At 37.5% G+C, this 15,220-nt stretch carries 14 protein-coding genes; all 14 read left to right on the forward strand.

The window, feature by feature from the left end:
• Nucleotides 1-48 precede the first annotated feature (48 nt).
• On the forward strand, nucleotides 49-1,428 hold the full coding sequence (locus ACZ41W_RS01520; RefSeq protein WP_464313113.1) for an MATE family efflux transporter: 1,380 nt from the start codon (nucleotides 49-51) through the stop codon (nucleotides 1,426-1,428).
• Between the two features lie 66 nt (nucleotides 1,429-1,494).
• Nucleotides 1,495-2,085, forward strand: coding sequence for a Holliday junction branch migration protein RuvA (ruvA, locus tag ACZ41W_RS01525; protein ID WP_464313114.1), 591 nt, complete (start codon nucleotides 1,495-1,497; stop codon nucleotides 2,083-2,085).
• A gap of 137 nt (nucleotides 2,086-2,222) precedes the next feature.
• Nucleotides 2,223-3,266 carry a Holliday junction branch migration DNA helicase RuvB gene (ruvB, locus tag ACZ41W_RS01530; RefSeq protein WP_464313115.1) on the forward strand — a complete coding sequence of 348 codons (1,044 nt, stop codon included), beginning with the start codon at nucleotides 2,223-2,225 and terminating at the stop codon, nucleotides 3,264-3,266.
• Nucleotides 3,267-3,270: 4 nt separating this feature from the next.
• Nucleotides 3,271-5,037 (forward strand): SpoIID/LytB domain-containing protein, encoded by a 1,767-nt coding sequence (locus ACZ41W_RS01535; protein ID WP_464313116.1) that lies wholly within the window; start codon nucleotides 3,271-3,273, stop codon nucleotides 5,035-5,037.
• A 57-nt stretch (nucleotides 5,038-5,094) separates the two neighbouring features.
• Nucleotides 5,095-6,117 carry a tRNA preQ1(34) S-adenosylmethionine ribosyltransferase-isomerase QueA gene (gene queA / locus ACZ41W_RS01540; protein WP_464313117.1) on the forward strand — a complete coding sequence of 341 codons (1,023 nt, stop codon included), beginning with the start codon at nucleotides 5,095-5,097 and terminating at the stop codon, nucleotides 6,115-6,117.
• A 13-nt stretch (nucleotides 6,118-6,130) separates the two neighbouring features.
• Nucleotides 6,131-7,246 (forward strand): tRNA guanosine(34) transglycosylase Tgt, encoded by a 1,116-nt coding sequence (gene tgt, locus ACZ41W_RS01545; protein ID WP_464313118.1) that lies wholly within the window; start codon nucleotides 6,131-6,133, stop codon nucleotides 7,244-7,246.
• Nucleotides 7,247-7,326: 80 nt separating this feature from the next.
• On the forward strand, nucleotides 7,327-7,644 hold the full coding sequence (gene yajC / locus ACZ41W_RS01550; RefSeq protein ID WP_464313119.1) for a preprotein translocase subunit YajC: 318 nt from the start codon (nucleotides 7,327-7,329) through the stop codon (nucleotides 7,642-7,644).
• A 130-nt stretch (nucleotides 7,645-7,774) separates the two neighbouring features.
• On the forward strand, nucleotides 7,775-7,921 hold the full coding sequence (scfA, locus tag ACZ41W_RS01555) for a six-cysteine ranthipeptide SCIFF (protein WP_464313120.1): 147 nt from the start codon (nucleotides 7,775-7,777) through the stop codon (nucleotides 7,919-7,921).
• Nucleotides 7,922-8,007: 86 nt separating this feature from the next.
• Nucleotides 8,008-9,366 (forward strand): thioether cross-link-forming SCIFF peptide maturase, encoded by a 1,359-nt coding sequence (gene scfB, locus ACZ41W_RS01560; RefSeq protein ID WP_464313121.1) that lies wholly within the window; start codon nucleotides 8,008-8,010, stop codon nucleotides 9,364-9,366.
• A gap of 8 nt (nucleotides 9,367-9,374) precedes the next feature.
• On the forward strand, nucleotides 9,375-9,881 hold the full coding sequence (locus tag ACZ41W_RS01565; RefSeq protein WP_464313122.1) for a gamma carbonic anhydrase family protein: 507 nt from the start codon (nucleotides 9,375-9,377) through the stop codon (nucleotides 9,879-9,881).
• Nucleotides 9,882-9,893: 12 nt separating this feature from the next.
• Nucleotides 9,894-11,189 carry a protein translocase subunit SecD gene (gene secD, locus ACZ41W_RS01570; protein ID WP_464313123.1) on the forward strand — a complete coding sequence of 432 codons (1,296 nt, stop codon included), beginning with the start codon at nucleotides 9,894-9,896 and terminating at the stop codon, nucleotides 11,187-11,189.
• A gap of 5 nt (nucleotides 11,190-11,194) precedes the next feature.
• The gene (gene secF / locus ACZ41W_RS01575; RefSeq protein WP_464313124.1) at nucleotides 11,195-12,091 is read left to right on the forward strand and encodes a protein translocase subunit SecF; all 897 of its coding nucleotides are present in this window, start codon (nucleotides 11,195-11,197) and stop codon (nucleotides 12,089-12,091) included.
• Nucleotides 12,092-12,479: 388 nt separating this feature from the next.
• Complete coding sequence (locus ACZ41W_RS01580) at nucleotides 12,480-12,836, forward strand: LapA family protein (RefSeq protein WP_464313125.1); 357 nt, start codon at nucleotides 12,480-12,482, stop codon at nucleotides 12,834-12,836.
• A gap of 43 nt (nucleotides 12,837-12,879) precedes the next feature.
• Nucleotides 12,880-15,192, forward strand: coding sequence for a single-stranded-DNA-specific exonuclease RecJ (recJ, locus tag ACZ41W_RS01585; RefSeq protein WP_464313126.1), 2,313 nt, complete (start codon nucleotides 12,880-12,882; stop codon nucleotides 15,190-15,192).
• Nucleotides 15,193-15,220: the final 28 nt, after the last annotated feature.

Raw genomic sequence — 15,220 nt, forward strand, 5'->3', positions numbered from 1 at the left:
TTGTCATTTGGGGTATAATAATTGGAGACCATCATTTTGGGAGGGACAATGAAACAGCAAGACTTAACACAGGGAAACATTTATGGAAATTTAGTTTATATGGCACTTCCAACGATGCTTGGCTTTTTTGCTCAAACGCTATTTAATGTCGTTGATATGATTTTTGTCGGAATGATTTCACCAGAAGCAGTAGCTGGGGTGACGATTTATAGCACGATTTCGGTTATTTTGTATGTTTTTAATGACATTATTGGCACGAGTTCCATATCGATGATTTCACAAAGTTATGGTCAGGGTGATTTGGATAAAACGGCCAAAGTCATTGAACAGACAATTACATTTAAAGGGCTTATCGCACTTTTAGCAGGTGCCTTTATGTTGATTTTTCTAAAGCCGTTGGTTGGTTTTTTTACCGAAGATGCAGTGACATTTCAGGCAGCTATGGACTATGGCTATATTCGAACGTTTTTCTTACCCATTATGTTTTCTTCTTATACGGTCAATACGGCAATGCGCTGTATTGGAGATTCAAAAAAGCCACTTTATTTGATGATCGTCGTGGCAATATTAAATATTGTACTCGATCCACTCTTTATGTTTGATACGATTCCGTATATCACTTTTTTTGGTCATCCGATAAAAGGCTTTGGAATGGGTGTTTTTGGCGCAGCACTTGCAACAGTTGTAAGTTCTTTAGTGGCATTTCTAATTGCCTTTTGGATGTTGTTATCAGGTAGAACCTATATCAAAATTAGTTTGAAGCGTCTATTTGTTTTAGATAAGGAAATTGATAAAAAACTCATTACGATTGGACTTCCAAGTGGCGCAGAAGGCTTTAATCGCAACATCGCCAATTTTATTTTGTTTAAGATGATTGCATTTTATGGCACGTCATATGTCGCTGCTTACGGAATTGTCATACGGCTAATTGATTTGTGTTTTATGCCTTTGCTGGGATTAAATATGGGTGGAAGTACCATTGTCGGACAGAATTTAGGCGCGAATAAAATGGATCGCGTGTTTAAAACCATTCATGCAACAGCAATATTAGGCGTTATCGTGTTAGTGTTGGTAACAGGGCTGTCATATGTGTTTGCAGAGCCAATGGTCAGACTGTTTACGAAAGATCCAGAAGTGATTCGAATTGGAACCATCATTATTAAATGGTTGGTACCTTCGATGCTATTTTTATCCGTGATGTTTGGGTACGGAACTGCATTTTCTGGGTCGGGATACAACACCCCATTTCTAACGGCGAGTATGATTTCCCGATGGCTTGTTCTCATTCCAATTGGCCTTGCGGCAACTTATGGACTTCGCGCTGGTTTTACAGGGCTCTTAATTGCGTCGGTGCTCAGCGAATTCGTCGATATGCTAATTGTTCTAATCTATTACAAAAAAGGCAAATGGATGACGATTCGGTATTGACATGGTATTGTAATGGTAATTTGAATTTGAAAGTTTTATAATAAGCTATAAGTAAATGGAGGCTTTATGATTGATTATATAAAAGGAAAACTCGTGCATGCGGGTTTAGATACAGTCGTTATAGAAAATCAAGGAATTGGATATAAAATTGCGACTTCGTCTGGGTCAGTGAGTGATTTTTCAACTCCTGGAGAAGAAGTTGTTGTCTATACAGAGATGATTGTACGTGAAGATGCGATTTCGCTTGTGGGATTTTCAACTCGAGAGGAACTCGATATGTTCCACTTATTGACGTCTGTTAGTGGCGTAGGTACCAAAGTGGGAATTGGTATTTTATCATCTATTCCTTATGGAACAGTGGCGCTTTTAATTGCATCAGAAGACGTAAAAGCGTTGACCGCTGCACAAGGAGTGGGGAAAAAAACTGCTGAGAGAATTGTTCTAGAGTTAAAGGACAAAGTACCTCAGACGATGACGTTGAGTGCGCGTGATACAAAACATGTTGTGAATGATGCAACACACAACGATGCACTCGATGCACTTTTATCCCTTGGATATACAAGGGGGGAAGCTCAAGGTGTATTAAAACAAATTGTAACTGATAACCTGACAGTTGAAGAAATCATTAAAGCATCCCTTAAAAAATTGATGTTTTAGAAGTGACTATTAAAAACATATATAATAGACAAATATGATGGCAATATATAATAAATGGATGTTATCGTCGTGTATTATAAATATATACTTTACACATATGCTAAAATAGACGAGTCATAGCCTTATTTGGAGGATAAATGGAAAGATTTGTAACACCTAAATTAACCGAAGAAGATCATCACAGTGAGCATACCATTCGTCCTAGACTTATCAATGAATATGTTGGACAAGAGAAGACTAAGGAAAAATTGAATATATTTATGAAGGCAGCCAAGATGCGTGATGAATCATTGGATCACGTACTACTTTATGGACCTCCTGGACTTGGAAAAACGACCTTATCCCATATCATCGCAGAAGAGATGCAAGTGGATATTAAAGTGACTTCAGGTCCTGCGATAGAAAGACCGGGAGATTTGGCAGCTATTTTAACGAGTTTAAAAGAGCGAGATATTTTGTTTATAGATGAGATCCATAGGCTAAGTCGCCAAGTAGAAGAGGTGTTATATCCGGCCATGGAGGACTTTGCAATCGATATTGTTATCGGAAAAGGACCTGGTGCGCGTTCTGTTAGGTTAGAACTCCCGCATTTTACCTTAGTTGGTGCGACCACTCGAGCAGGGCAATTGACAGCGCCATTAAGAGACCGCTTTGGCGTTATTTGTAAACTAGATCTTTATAATACTGAAGAACTTTCGGATATCATCAGACGATCAGCAATGGTTTTAAACGTGCCAATGGCAGATGAAGCCGTGGTAGAGATGGCCATGAGAAGTCGAGGAACGCCTCGAATTGTCAACAGACTTTTAAAACGCGTAAGAGATTATGCCATGGTAAAAGGCGATGGGTATGTGACAGCTGAAATTGCTAAAAATGCACTAGATTTACTCGAAATAGATGCCTTGGGACTTGATGCAGTCGATCGAAAGGTCTTATCTTGTATAGTAGAAAATTTTGACGGAGGGCCAGTTGGCTTAGAGACGCTTGCTGCATCAACGGGTGAAGAAGCAACGACCATTGAAGACGTTTATGAGCCCTATCTGATGCAAATTGGATTTATCAGTCGAACACCAAGGGGACGCGTCATTACAAACAAGGGGAGAATGCATTTAGGGTATGATTGCGTACTCAATGCAGATCAAATTTATTTTGAAGGTTTTGGTAATGAAGAAGAGGAGTAAAGAGATGAAACAGAGACGTTTAAACAAAAGCATAATTTTAACAGCTTTGGTAATGTTTTTTGCTGTTTATCTTGGAAATGCAAACTTTGCACAGGAAATTAAACGCGTGAATATCGGTTTAATCTTTGGTGGTAATACGGAAAAACCCATCACAGTTTCAAGCGAAACTGGCTTTGTATTTGGTCAAGAGATTGAAGGAAGCTGGATGCCAATATTAGATTTGTCCATTTATCCGACATTGACCTTTTATAAAGATGGATTTTATGATAAGGCAGGGAATCAACTCTCTACAGGCGCTATGAGTTTCTACCTCAATGGCAATGTAAAAGGTCCATTCCATATTCAGGTGGGAGATTTTTACGCGACTTATCCTGAAGCGTTTGCAAAATATATGGAAATATCCCCTAGTATACCAGGCACATTTTTAGTCTATGACAATGGCTGGCGAGTTTTTACGGGGAGTTACAATGATTCGGTAGAATCAAATGTCGCTTTAGAGTCAATGAAATTACAATTTCCTGCTCAAATATTCACACTGGCTGAAGTGAACTACGGACGCGTGATTGTTGCATCGGGTGATCAACTTATTTTTGCTTATGACAGTGGCGAGCCAAATTTATTTTTTAAAACCAATCTTTTTGAACTCAATAAAATCAAATATCGAGATTCTTTCATTGTCAAAAGAAATCCTAATAGCGATTTGACTTTTATCAATCGACTTGGTTTAGATGAATATCTTTATGGTGTAGTGCCAAAAGAAATGAGCGGTGGCTGGCCAATTGAGGCATTAAAGGCTCAGGCAATTGCAGCTAAAAATTTTGTTTTAACGGCGAGCAAACGATATGCTTCATTTGGATTTGATGTGTGCAACACCACAGTCAGTCAAGTCTATGGTGGATATAGTGCGGAGCATCCTAATAGCAATCAAGCAGTGAATGAAGTGTCTGGAATGGCGCTTTCATATAATGGTGCGATGATCCCTCTTTATTATCATTCTCATAGTGGCGGGATGACGAATAATTCTGAAAACGTTTGGACAGAATCGCTTCCTTACATCAAACAAACATTTGACCCTTATTCGTTTGGATATCCCAATACCGACTGGACGATTTCAGTGAGCAAAGCAGAAATTATTCAGCGGTTATCGGTAAGTGGTTATGCAATTGGAGACTTATTGCAGCTCAAAATTCTCGAACGCACAGAGGGTGGACATGTACTTTCTATGGAGTTTGTAGGTACGAGCGGAAATGTGACGCTTAAAAAAGATAAAATTCGCCTTGTATTAGGTGGATCAATTATCAAAAGTTTATTATTTAGTTTTGATCCTTCAACGGCCGTGACCAATAAAGAGGCAATTCTTCAGGCTGCAGCAGGAACAAATGCCACGCCAAGTGTACAAAATCAAGAAACCAATCCACTGATGGTACCAAGTGTCGTTCGAACCAATGCAGGCGCTAGTGCAGAGTTTATTGATACCAACCGACTTCGTGTTGTGATCAACGGCATTGAACAAATCGTCACGATGGATAAGTCTGCTCTTTTATCTGCAACGGATATTTACTCTACAAGTTTGACATCATTTAAACCCTATCTGTATAATAATACTGAAATATTTGACACGACCGGTGGAAGTGTGGTATTTTATGGACACGGGTATGGACACGGTCTTGGGATGAGTCAGTTTGGAGCAAAAGCAATGGCTGAACAAGGAAAGTCCTTTGTTGAAATACTTTCTTTCTATTATAAAGACACAGCTTTGATACAGTATTAATCTACAGTGAATTCATGTGAATTCTAATTATAAATTTATAAAAGTGAAAGGTGCACAATGAAAACAAGTGATTTTTATTTTGATTTACCTGAATCTCTTATTGCTCAAACCCCTTTAGAGGATCGTTCGAGTTCGCGGTTAATGGTGATTAACCGTGACACTCATCAAATTGAGCATAAGAGATTTTATGATGTTATAGACAGATTGCATTCAGGCGATTGTCTCGTTTTAAACAATACAAAAGTGATTCCAGCGAGGTTATTTGGTACAAAAGATACAGGCGCAGTCGTTGAGTTTTTGCTTTTAAAGCGCTTAAGCGCCAACCAATGGGAAACGCTCGTAAAACCTGGAAAAAAAGCGAAAGTCGGTACACAGTTCAGCTTTGGTGATGGCAAGCTGACTTGTGAAGTCATTGCAGTAGGTGATGAAGGTTCGAGAATTATAGAATTTTCATATGAAGGTGTTTTTGAAGCAATCCTAGATGAGCTTGGTTCAATGCCATTGCCGCCATATATTACAGCTAAACTAGAAGATGCGAAGCGATATAACACTGTATTTGCAAAACACGATGGTTCAGCAGCTGCACCTACAGCGGGATTACATTTTACCGAAGAACTCTTACAAAAGGCAATCGATAAAGGCGTTAAAATTGCCTATGTTACATTGCATGTAGGATTGGGTACATTTAGACCAGTAAAAGTAGATGATGTGAACCATCATAAAATGCATTCTGAATACTATATGCTCGATGAAGAAAATGCAAAGATCATCAACGACTGTAAAGCGGCAGGTGGTCGCGTAATTTCAGTGGGTACAACGTCTACGCGAACCATTGAAACGATAGCCGATTCAAACGGTTTACTAAGAGCACAAAGTGGATGGACGGAGATTTTTATCTATCCTGGTTACCAATTTAAAGTGGTCGATGGACTCATTACAAATTTTCATTTACCAGAGTCGACACTGATCATGTTAGTGAGTGCATTAGTTGATCGAGAAACCATTTTAGATGCTTATAAAATCGCAGTGGAAGATTCGTATCGCTTCTTTAGTTTTGGCGATGCGATGATGATTGATTAGAAGGGAGCTCACCATGGCAATAAGATATGAACTGATAAAAGAATGTAAACAAACTGGAGCGAGATTAGGTCGTCTTCACACACCTCATGGTGTCATTGAGACGCCGATTTTTATGCCAGTGGGCACACAGGCAACTGTAAAGGCGATGACGCCAGAAGAGTTAAAAGAAATGAATGCACAAATTATCTTATCCAACACATACCACTTATATTTACGTCCGGGTCACGAACTCGTTAAAGAAGCAGGTGGACTTCATAAATTCATGAATTGGGATCGACCAATTCTAACGGATAGTGGGGGATTTCAAGTGTTCAGCTTAGGAGATCTCAGAAAAATTACAGAGGAAGGTGTTGAATTTCAATCGCATCTCGATGGAAGCAAACACTTTTTATCTCCTGAAAAGGTCATGGAAATTGAAAATGCACTTGGCGCGGATATCATCATGTGTTTTGATGAATGTGCACCGTATCCAGCAGATTATCAATACGTTAAAAATTCACTTGATCGAACCATTCGCTGGGCAGCACGCTGCAAAACAGCTCATACAAATACTGAAAATCAAGCGCTGTTTGGCATTATTCAAGGTGGGGTTTACAGAGATCTCAGAGAGCATAGCGTTAAAGAAATGGTAGAGATGGACTTTCCAGGTTATTCAATTGGTGGTTTGAGCGTGGGTGAACCTAAAGACATCATGTATGAAGTCCTTGATTATACGACGCCACTCCTACCAAAAGACAAACCGAGATATTTAATGGGTGTCGGTAGTCCAGATGCGTTAATAGAAGGGACGATTAGAGGCATCGACATGTTCGACTGCGTACTTCCTACTCGAATTGCACGCAATGGCACTGCGATGACGTCTGAAGGAAAAGTCGCGATTAAAAATGCTAAATACATCCATGATTTTACGCCACTCGATCCAAATTGTGATTGTTATTGTTGTAGAAATTATACGCGTGCTTATTTAAGACATCTCTATAAAGCGGATGAAATTTTATCGGCGAGATTGATGTCGACGCACAATTTACACTTTTTACTCAATTTGATGAAACAAGTCCGTGAAGCGATTATGGAAGACCGATTGATGGATTTTAGAAACGAATTTTTTGCAAAATATTATGGTGAGTAATTTTCAATTTGTATTGACCTAAAAATCTGATATAATGAGAGAGTAAGCCGTAAGGCAAATTTTCTTTGAGGAGAATACGAATGGGTAATAGCGCAGTTGGTTTAATTCTTTATATGGCATTTTTCTTTGCTTTGATGTATTTTCTCATCATCAGACCACAAAAGAAAAAAAGCAAACAAGCAGCTGATCTTAGAAACAGCGTGCGTGCAGGCGATTATGTAACCACAATTGGTGGTATTGTAGGTAAAGTGACAAAAGTAAAAGAAGAAGAATTCACTCTTGAAGTGGGCTCTGCTAAAACAAAATTACAGTTTAAAAAATGGGCAATTTCAACTGTCGATAAAGCAAGTAATTCAGCTGTTGAGGTTGAATACGAGGATGCAGCTGACGAAGAGTAATTGGCTAAAATGAAGTGAATTCAACGATGACTGTTGACTTCACTTTTTTATTTGACGGAATTAAGTCTTTTCATGGCTATTATATCGTGATATAATAGCTTGTATTTAATTTTATAAGGAGGCATCTCATATGAAACACATAAAAACATTAAATAAAGGAACTTTAAAAAGCTCAGCAGCACATGGTGGCTGTGGTGAGTGTCAAACTTCTTGCCAATCTGCTTGCAAAACATCTTGTACAGTAGGAAATCAAGAGTGCGAAAGAGAAAAAAAATAAAAAGCTTCAGATTGAATATGAATAGTTTTACACATTAGAGCAGCCTTTAGCTGCTTTTCTTCTTGCAATGAAATTAGGAGGTTTCAATGATTCACAAGTTTAAACAAGGTGATATGTTTTTCGTGCTTGATGTGAACAGTGGCGCAGTACATGTCATCGATGAAATTGTTTTTGATGTACTTGAATTCTACCCACAACAAAATGCCATTACTGTCATAAGAGAACTCATGGGAAAATATGCGGAAGACAGCATAAAAGAAACCATTGATGAAATTGATTATTTAATTGAAAATGACATGTTATTTACAGATGATCAATACATCAGTTCTGCAGAATTCAATAATCGTGCGCCAGTGGTGAAAGCCATGTGCTTACATGTAGCTCATGATTGCAATATTCGCTGTGCGTATTGTTTCGCATCACAAGGAGATTTTAAGGGTGATCGTTCACTGATGTCATATGAAGTTGGTAAGAAGGCTCTCGACATGCTCGTGATGAATTCAGGTAATAGAAGAAATTTAGAAGTGGATTTCTTTGGTGGGGAACCCCTCATGAATTTTGAAGTCGTTAAACAATTGGTAGACTATGGACGTAGTTTGGAACCGATTTATAATAAGAATTTCAGATTCACCATTACCACAAATGGCGTTCTTTTAAATGACGAAAATATGGACTACATCAACGAAAACATGTCCAATGTTGTTTTAAGTATCGATGGACGTAAGGAAGTCAACGACCGCATGAGATATACAATATCTGGAGGCGGAACTTATGATATTATCGTAGAAAAATTTAAGAAGATGGTCGAGAAGCGCGACGGAAAATCTTACTATGTAAGAGGAACGTTCACCAAAAATAACCTTGATTTTTCAAAAGACGTTATTCATCTAGCGGATTTAGGATTTGAAAGTACGTCGGTAGAACCAGTCGTAGCAAAACCAACGGATAGTTATGCCATTACTGAAGCAGATCTTGATGTCCTAAAAGCGGAATATGAGCGTCTTGCAGAAGAGATTGTTTTACGAAATGGAACGGATAAAGCTTTCAAGTTTTTCCATTTTGCAATAGATATGAATCAAGGCCCATGCGTTGTGAAACGTCTTTCAGGATGTGGTGCGGGTTCTGAATACCTTGCCATTACACCTGAAGGAGATGTGTACCCATGTCACCAGTTTGTTGGAGATGAGCATTTTAAAATGGGAAATGTTATGGCGGGGATATTGGATTTTGGTCTCTCCAATCAATTTAAAAATGCGCATGTCTATAATAAAGAAAAATGCCGTTCGTGTTGGGCAAAATTCTATTGTAGTGGTGGTTGCCATGCCAATGCGTACAACTTCAATCACGACATTTTTGTCCCTTATGAAATTGGTTGTGAACTCGAAAGAAAGAGAATTGAAAGTTCCATTTATATTTATGGTAAATTAAACCATCAAGATAAATAGGAGGGATTATGGTTTCTCAAGTGAAAGGGTTTCATCCCAAAATTGACGATGAGTCATTTATCGCTGATACCGCACAAGTGATCGGACAAGTTATTGTAGAACGAAATGCGAACATTTGGTATAATACAATAGTTAGGGGTGACGTAGAACCTATACAAATTGGTGAAAACACGAATATTCAAGACTTATCAATGATTCATACAAGTCACGGATATCCAGCTGTCATTGGAAATAACGTAACCGTTGGACATCGTGCAATCTGCCATGGCTGTCAAATCGAAGACAATGTTTTGATTGGCATGGGATCGATTCTTTTAGATGGCGTTTATATTGAATCCAATGTCATCATAGGAGCAGGCTCTTTAGTACCACCTAATAAAAGAATTCCATCCAACTCTTTGGTGATGGGCTCGCCGGCAAAAGTCGTACGGTCCCTGACAGATGAAGAGATTGAGCATATTATGCAATCTGCAAGAGGATATGTGGAATTATCAAAGCACTATAAATCAAAATAGGAGGCATTCGAAATGAAAGGAAAAAACACATTTTTGTTTTTCCTGATAGTCGCACTTATTGCAGGGGCTGCATTTGTAGCAATTAACGGATTAACAATCGGTAAATTTTCCATTTCACCTGTCAAAGCTCAATTAAAACTTGGTCTTGATATTGAAGGTGGTGTAGTCGTTGTATATGAAGCTGATACAGATGAAAAAGGTGACGACTTAACGAGAACAATGGAACAAACAAAGCAAATTATCGGCAAAAGAATCAACGAACTTGGTTTAACTGAGCCAGTTATTACCTTACAAGGTGATAAAAGACTAAGAATTGAACTTCCAGGGGTTTCAAATGCTGAAGAAGCAATTGAGACAATTGGTAAAACTGCGATGTTAGAATTTGTTTTAGTGACAGGTGATGTGAAAGCTGAAACTGGCATGAAAGCAACTGATTTTCAATATGAATCCATCTTAACAGGTATGAATATTAAAGATGCTTTTGTATCTAAGAATGAGTATAATCAACCTGTAGTTGCATTGAGTTTTGACGCAACAGGAACTGACTTATTTAGAGAAGGGACTAAAAAATCCGCTGCAATGCCATCTGGCGCAGGACAAATTGCCATCTTATTAGATAGCGAAGTGATTTCAGCACCTACTGCAGATCAAGAAATTACCGATGGATCTGCTATTATTCAAGGTAATTTTACTTATGATACAGCGAATGAACTTGCAATGCTCATTCGTGGTGGTGCACTTCCAGTTAAACTGATTGAACAACAAACAAGTGTTGTTGGTCCGACACTTGGACTTAACTCATTTAACTCTGCTGTAAAGGCTGCTCTTGTGGGTATTTTGTTGGTTATGGCATTTATGATTGTGTTCTACCGTATTCCGGGCATTATCTCTGCAATTGCTTTAGTGTTATATGCAATTATTGTTGTATCTATCATGATCGGATTTAATGCAACTTTAACACTTCCAGGTATTGCAGGTATCGTTATTTCCCTTGGTATGGCCGTTGACGCAAATGTTATTATCTTTGAAAGATTAAAAGAAGAGATGAAAGCAGGCAAATCACTTAGAGCATCTATCGATAGTGGTTTCCATAGAGCGATGAGCACCATTATTGATTCAAACGTAACGACGATGATTGCTGCAATTGTGCTATTTGCATTTGGTGAAGGCCCAATCAAAGGTTTTGCAGTGACTTTAATGATCGGTATCTTGTCAAGTATGTTTACTGCAGTTGTTGTAACAAAATCGCTGCTTAAATTATCTCTTGGTTTTACAGATCGTAAAAAACTATACGGATCAAGGGGGTAAGGAAGATGAGAGACATTAAAGTTATGAAAAACTACAAGTTCTTCTTTGCTTTTTCAGGAATTGTCATCATTGCAGGGATTGTAATGATGCTATTTAATGGTTTGAATCTTGGTATCGATTTTACTGGTGGAACCATGATGCAAATTGAAATTGGAAAAACAGTATCGGTAAATGATATTAAAGATGCAATCAGCGAGTTTAAATTGAATGCTGATATCGTTCACACGGGTGAAGATAAAACAGGTGTCGTAATTAAAACGAAAGAATCCCTTAATAACGAAAATCGTCAATTGGTATTCGATAAATTACAAGCGACTTTTTCAATCTCAGAGGAGAACATGAAAAATGCGAGTTCAGAGCAATTTGGTCCAGCGATGGGTAAAGAAATTAGTCAAAAAGCATTGATTTCTGTTTTAATTGCTTCAGCTGCAATGCTTGTTTATATTGCATTTAGATTTGAGCTTGTATTTGGTGTAGCTGCAATCACAGCTCTTGCGCATGACGTGTTATTTGTTATTTCAATTTACGCGATCTTTGGCATTACAGTGAACTCATCGTTTATTGCTGCAATTTTGACGATTGTCGGTTATTCGATCAACGATACCATCGTAGTATTCGACCGTGTTCGTGAAAATGTTAAACGTGAAAAAACAAAGGATCACGCTGCGATAATTGATACTTCAATTACACAGACGCTCACAAGAACACTGAACACGTCATTGACGACGTTATTGGTAATTGGTGCATTAATTGCATTTGGTGCAACTTCTATCAAAGAATTTGCATTCCCATTATTTGTGGGTATAGCTGTTGGTACGTATTCGTCAATGTTCATTGCAAGTCCAGTTTGGGCAATTGCAAGAAATTATATTGGCAAAAAAGGTGCTTACGGTAATAAATAATTGATTTTTAAAATAAAAAGAGTAATTTCAATTGAGCTGAAAAGGTCTTAGACTTTTTCAGCTCTCATATTCTATACAAATGTGCACAAATTTTCCTTTTCAAATTAGGCAAAGCTCCATCAATCACCAGATACATAGAATTAAGATTTTTGATCCATAGATAAATGACAACCAATGATTACAACACGAACAAGAGAACGTATTACAACAAGAACAACAGAATGTATTATCTCACGAACAATAACACTTATTTCAACACGAACAGCAATACTTATTTCAACACGAACAGCAATACTTAATACATAATGAAGAGAATAAATTCGACAGAGAATGAAGAATAGACTATAATAGACTATGTTCCTTTAATCAAAGTAGCAAGGAGGTTTTCATGAAACTTAGTATTATTTTGGGTTTGATTTTTGCGATTTTAGTGACCATTTTCACGATTTTTAACGCAGCACCAGTGAAGGTCAATTTATTTGTGACAGATTTAGAAATTTCATTAGCTTTGATTATTATTGTATCCATGTTAATTGGCGCAATGATGATTGCGGTCATTGATACTGTTCGAAAGTATAAAAATGCGAAAGACTTTAAAGCTGCAAATAGAAAAATTGAAGACCTAGAAAAACAGATGAAAATCAAAGAAGAAGCTTTGAAACAAAGAGACATGACGATTTTACAAAAAGATGAAATGATTCGAAATCTAAAGAAATCCACAGAAACTGAATCTCCAAACGCATAGAGGTAGAGAGCTGTGTATATAATATGATAGTTAAGGTGAATAAATGATATTTCAAAATGCAGTATGGAAATTTTCAGATCAAAATCAAGAACAGATCGAGCATTACAGTCGATTATTTAAGCAAGATCCTCTCATAACAAAATTACTTCTCGACCGAGGGTTTACCACAGTCGAGGAAGTGGAGGCATTTTTAAATCCTGATATTTCAAGACTTCGAGATCCATTTTTATTAGATGATATGGATCAAGCAGTGACGCGTATTCGCAAAGCAATTGATAATAAGGAAAGTATTTGGATTTATGGTGATTACGACGTAGATGGCATTACCAGCATATCAATTTTATCAAAGTATTTTCAATCTATCGGTGTTGAAACGCATTTTTATATACCGGATCGTCATGATGAAGGCTATGGGATTAGTTTTGTCGGTGTAGATTCGATTATTGAACAAGGCGCAAAGCTTCTAATTACAGTAGACTGTGGAATCACAGCCATTGAACAGGTGCAATATGCACAAGATCATGGCTTAGATGTTATTGTGACTGATCATCATGAGTTTGAAGGTGAACTACCAAATGCGGTTGCAGTGATTAATCCTAAGAGGGGAAATTATCCTTTTAAATTCCTTGCAGGGTGTGGTGTGGCGTTAAAGTTGGTTCAAGCGATTTCTGGTGAACAGTTTAGTGAATGTGTGAACGATTTAATTGATTTAGCGGCTCTAGGAACTGTAGCCGATATCGTGCCATTAATTGATGAAAATAGAATTATTACGAGTGTAGGTTTGAAACAGATGGAACAAACCAATAATCTCGGAATTCGAGCACTTCTTTCAGAAGCACAATTGATTGGTAAAGAAATCAATCCTGGACATATTGGATTTGTTATTGCACCGAGAATTAATGCATCTGGAAGAATTGGAAATCCTTCAATTTCGGTTAAAATGCTCTTGGAATCAAATGAAAGTAACGCGCAAACCACTGCTCGAGATTTGAGTCAACTCAATGCGGATCGGCAATCGCAAGAAAAAGAAATTATGGAATCGGCTGAAGCCTATATTGATCAGCAGGTGGATTTAGCAAAAGAGAAAATCTTATTAGTCGTAGGCAATAATTGGCATACGGGCATTATTGGAATTGTTGCATCTAAATTGTCCGATAAATACAGACGGCCGACTGTGATTTTAAATAGTGATGGCGTTCATGCAAAAGGTTCTGCTCGTAGCGTTGATGGCATAAGTATCTATGAGGTATTGAGTCATTTTAAGCATCTATACGAGAAATTTGGTGGACATGAACAAGCAGCTGGTTTGAGTTTGCCTGCTGAAAATATTCCGCTCTTAAAGCAAGGTTTAATGGCATATAGCAAAGAACATATTCGTCAATATATGCTGATATCTAAAGAACGCGCAGATGGAATGCTAAAACCAAGTAGTGTAACACATGAGCTTGTAGAGCGGATTGAGCAACTGAAACCATTTGGTATTGGCAATCCCAAGCCACAGTTTGTCTTCACCGATTTATTTGTCGAAGATTGTAAAGTCATCGGAAAAATTCAAAATCACTTTAAACTTGTGGTAAATGATGGAAGCCGTGTTTATGATGCACTCGCTTTCAATCATGCTGAATATGCGAAGTTTGTGCGAAAAAATGAAAAGGTGAATTTACTCATTACACTTGAAAAAAACAATTTCATGGGCGTTGAAACCGTACAGTTTATGATTAAAGACATGATTAAAGAGAGAATGCCACTTTCAAACACAGTGGATGATGCAATTCAGAATGCGATTTATCAGTATTTGATTCAATCAAAACCACTCGATGAAAATGTTAAATTTACAAATAGTGACTCCTTTGATATAATATTTTCTGTTCCTCAGAAGAATCTACTGTTAATTTTTAGTTTGTCGGATTTGATGAAGTTTAGAGATTATGTGTTAGCAATGAATATCACGCACTACACAGTTCATTATAATCAAATCAATCCTCTTGAAAGTCGTCAAGGGTATGTAGATGTTATTTTCATGCCGATTGATTTTGATGGTGATAGGGCATATACAGTCGGTCAAACGACTTCAAAAATCGAGTTAAAAGAGTATATTCCCGATCGAAACGACTTGGCATATTACTATAAACTCATTCAAAATAAAAGCCAACTCAATCGAAGTGAATGCACATTAAAAGGTCAATTTAGTCTTGCAAAATCTAAAATTTGTTTAAGGTTGTTGAGTGATATGAACTTGTGCCAATACGAAGAATGTTGTGGAAAAATTCTTTTAACTTGGCTTCCAAAACCAGACCAAAAGGTAGATTTAGATCAAATTGATTTTTATAAGAATATGACAACCAATTGGAAATAAGATGTAGAAAGTCAAATAAGTATGAAAA

This window comes from Fusibacter fontis, from assembly GCF_055378735.1.

Excerpts from the sequence above, each read along its gene's own strand:
- ACZ41W_RS01580 (WP_464313125.1), top strand. The coding sequence starts at position 12,480 with ATGAAACTTAGTATTATTTTGGGTTTGATTTTTGCGATTTTAGTGACC.
- ACZ41W_RS01520 (WP_464313113.1), top strand. The coding sequence starts at position 49 with ATGAAACAGCAAGACTTAACACAGGGAAACATTTATGGAAATTTAGTT.
- scfA (WP_464313120.1), top strand. The coding sequence starts at position 7,775 with ATGAAACACATAAAAACATTAAATAAAGGAACTTTAAAAAGCTCAGCA.
- tgt (WP_464313118.1), top strand. The coding sequence starts at position 6,131 with ATGGCAATAAGATATGAACTGATAAAAGAATGTAAACAAACTGGAGCG.
- queA (WP_464313117.1), top strand. The coding sequence starts at position 5,095 with ATGAAAACAAGTGATTTTTATTTTGATTTACCTGAATCTCTTATTGCT.
- ruvA (WP_464313114.1), top strand. The coding sequence starts at position 1,495 with ATGATTGATTATATAAAAGGAAAACTCGTGCATGCGGGTTTAGATACA.
- ruvB (WP_464313115.1), top strand. The coding sequence starts at position 2,223 with ATGGAAAGATTTGTAACACCTAAATTAACCGAAGAAGATCATCACAGT.
- secF (WP_464313124.1), top strand. The coding sequence starts at position 11,195 with ATGAGAGACATTAAAGTTATGAAAAACTACAAGTTCTTCTTTGCTTTT.
- scfB (WP_464313121.1), top strand. The coding sequence starts at position 8,008 with ATGATTCACAAGTTTAAACAAGGTGATATGTTTTTCGTGCTTGATGTG.
- ACZ41W_RS01535 (WP_464313116.1), top strand. The coding sequence starts at position 3,271 with ATGAAACAGAGACGTTTAAACAAAAGCATAATTTTAACAGCTTTGGTA.
- ACZ41W_RS01565 (WP_464313122.1), top strand. The coding sequence starts at position 9,375 with ATGGTTTCTCAAGTGAAAGGGTTTCATCCCAAAATTGACGATGAGTCA.
- secD (WP_464313123.1), top strand. The coding sequence starts at position 9,894 with ATGAAAGGAAAAAACACATTTTTGTTTTTCCTGATAGTCGCACTTATT.
- recJ (WP_464313126.1), top strand. The coding sequence starts at position 12,880 with ATGATATTTCAAAATGCAGTATGGAAATTTTCAGATCAAAATCAAGAA.
- yajC (WP_464313119.1), top strand. The coding sequence starts at position 7,327 with ATGGGTAATAGCGCAGTTGGTTTAATTCTTTATATGGCATTTTTCTTT.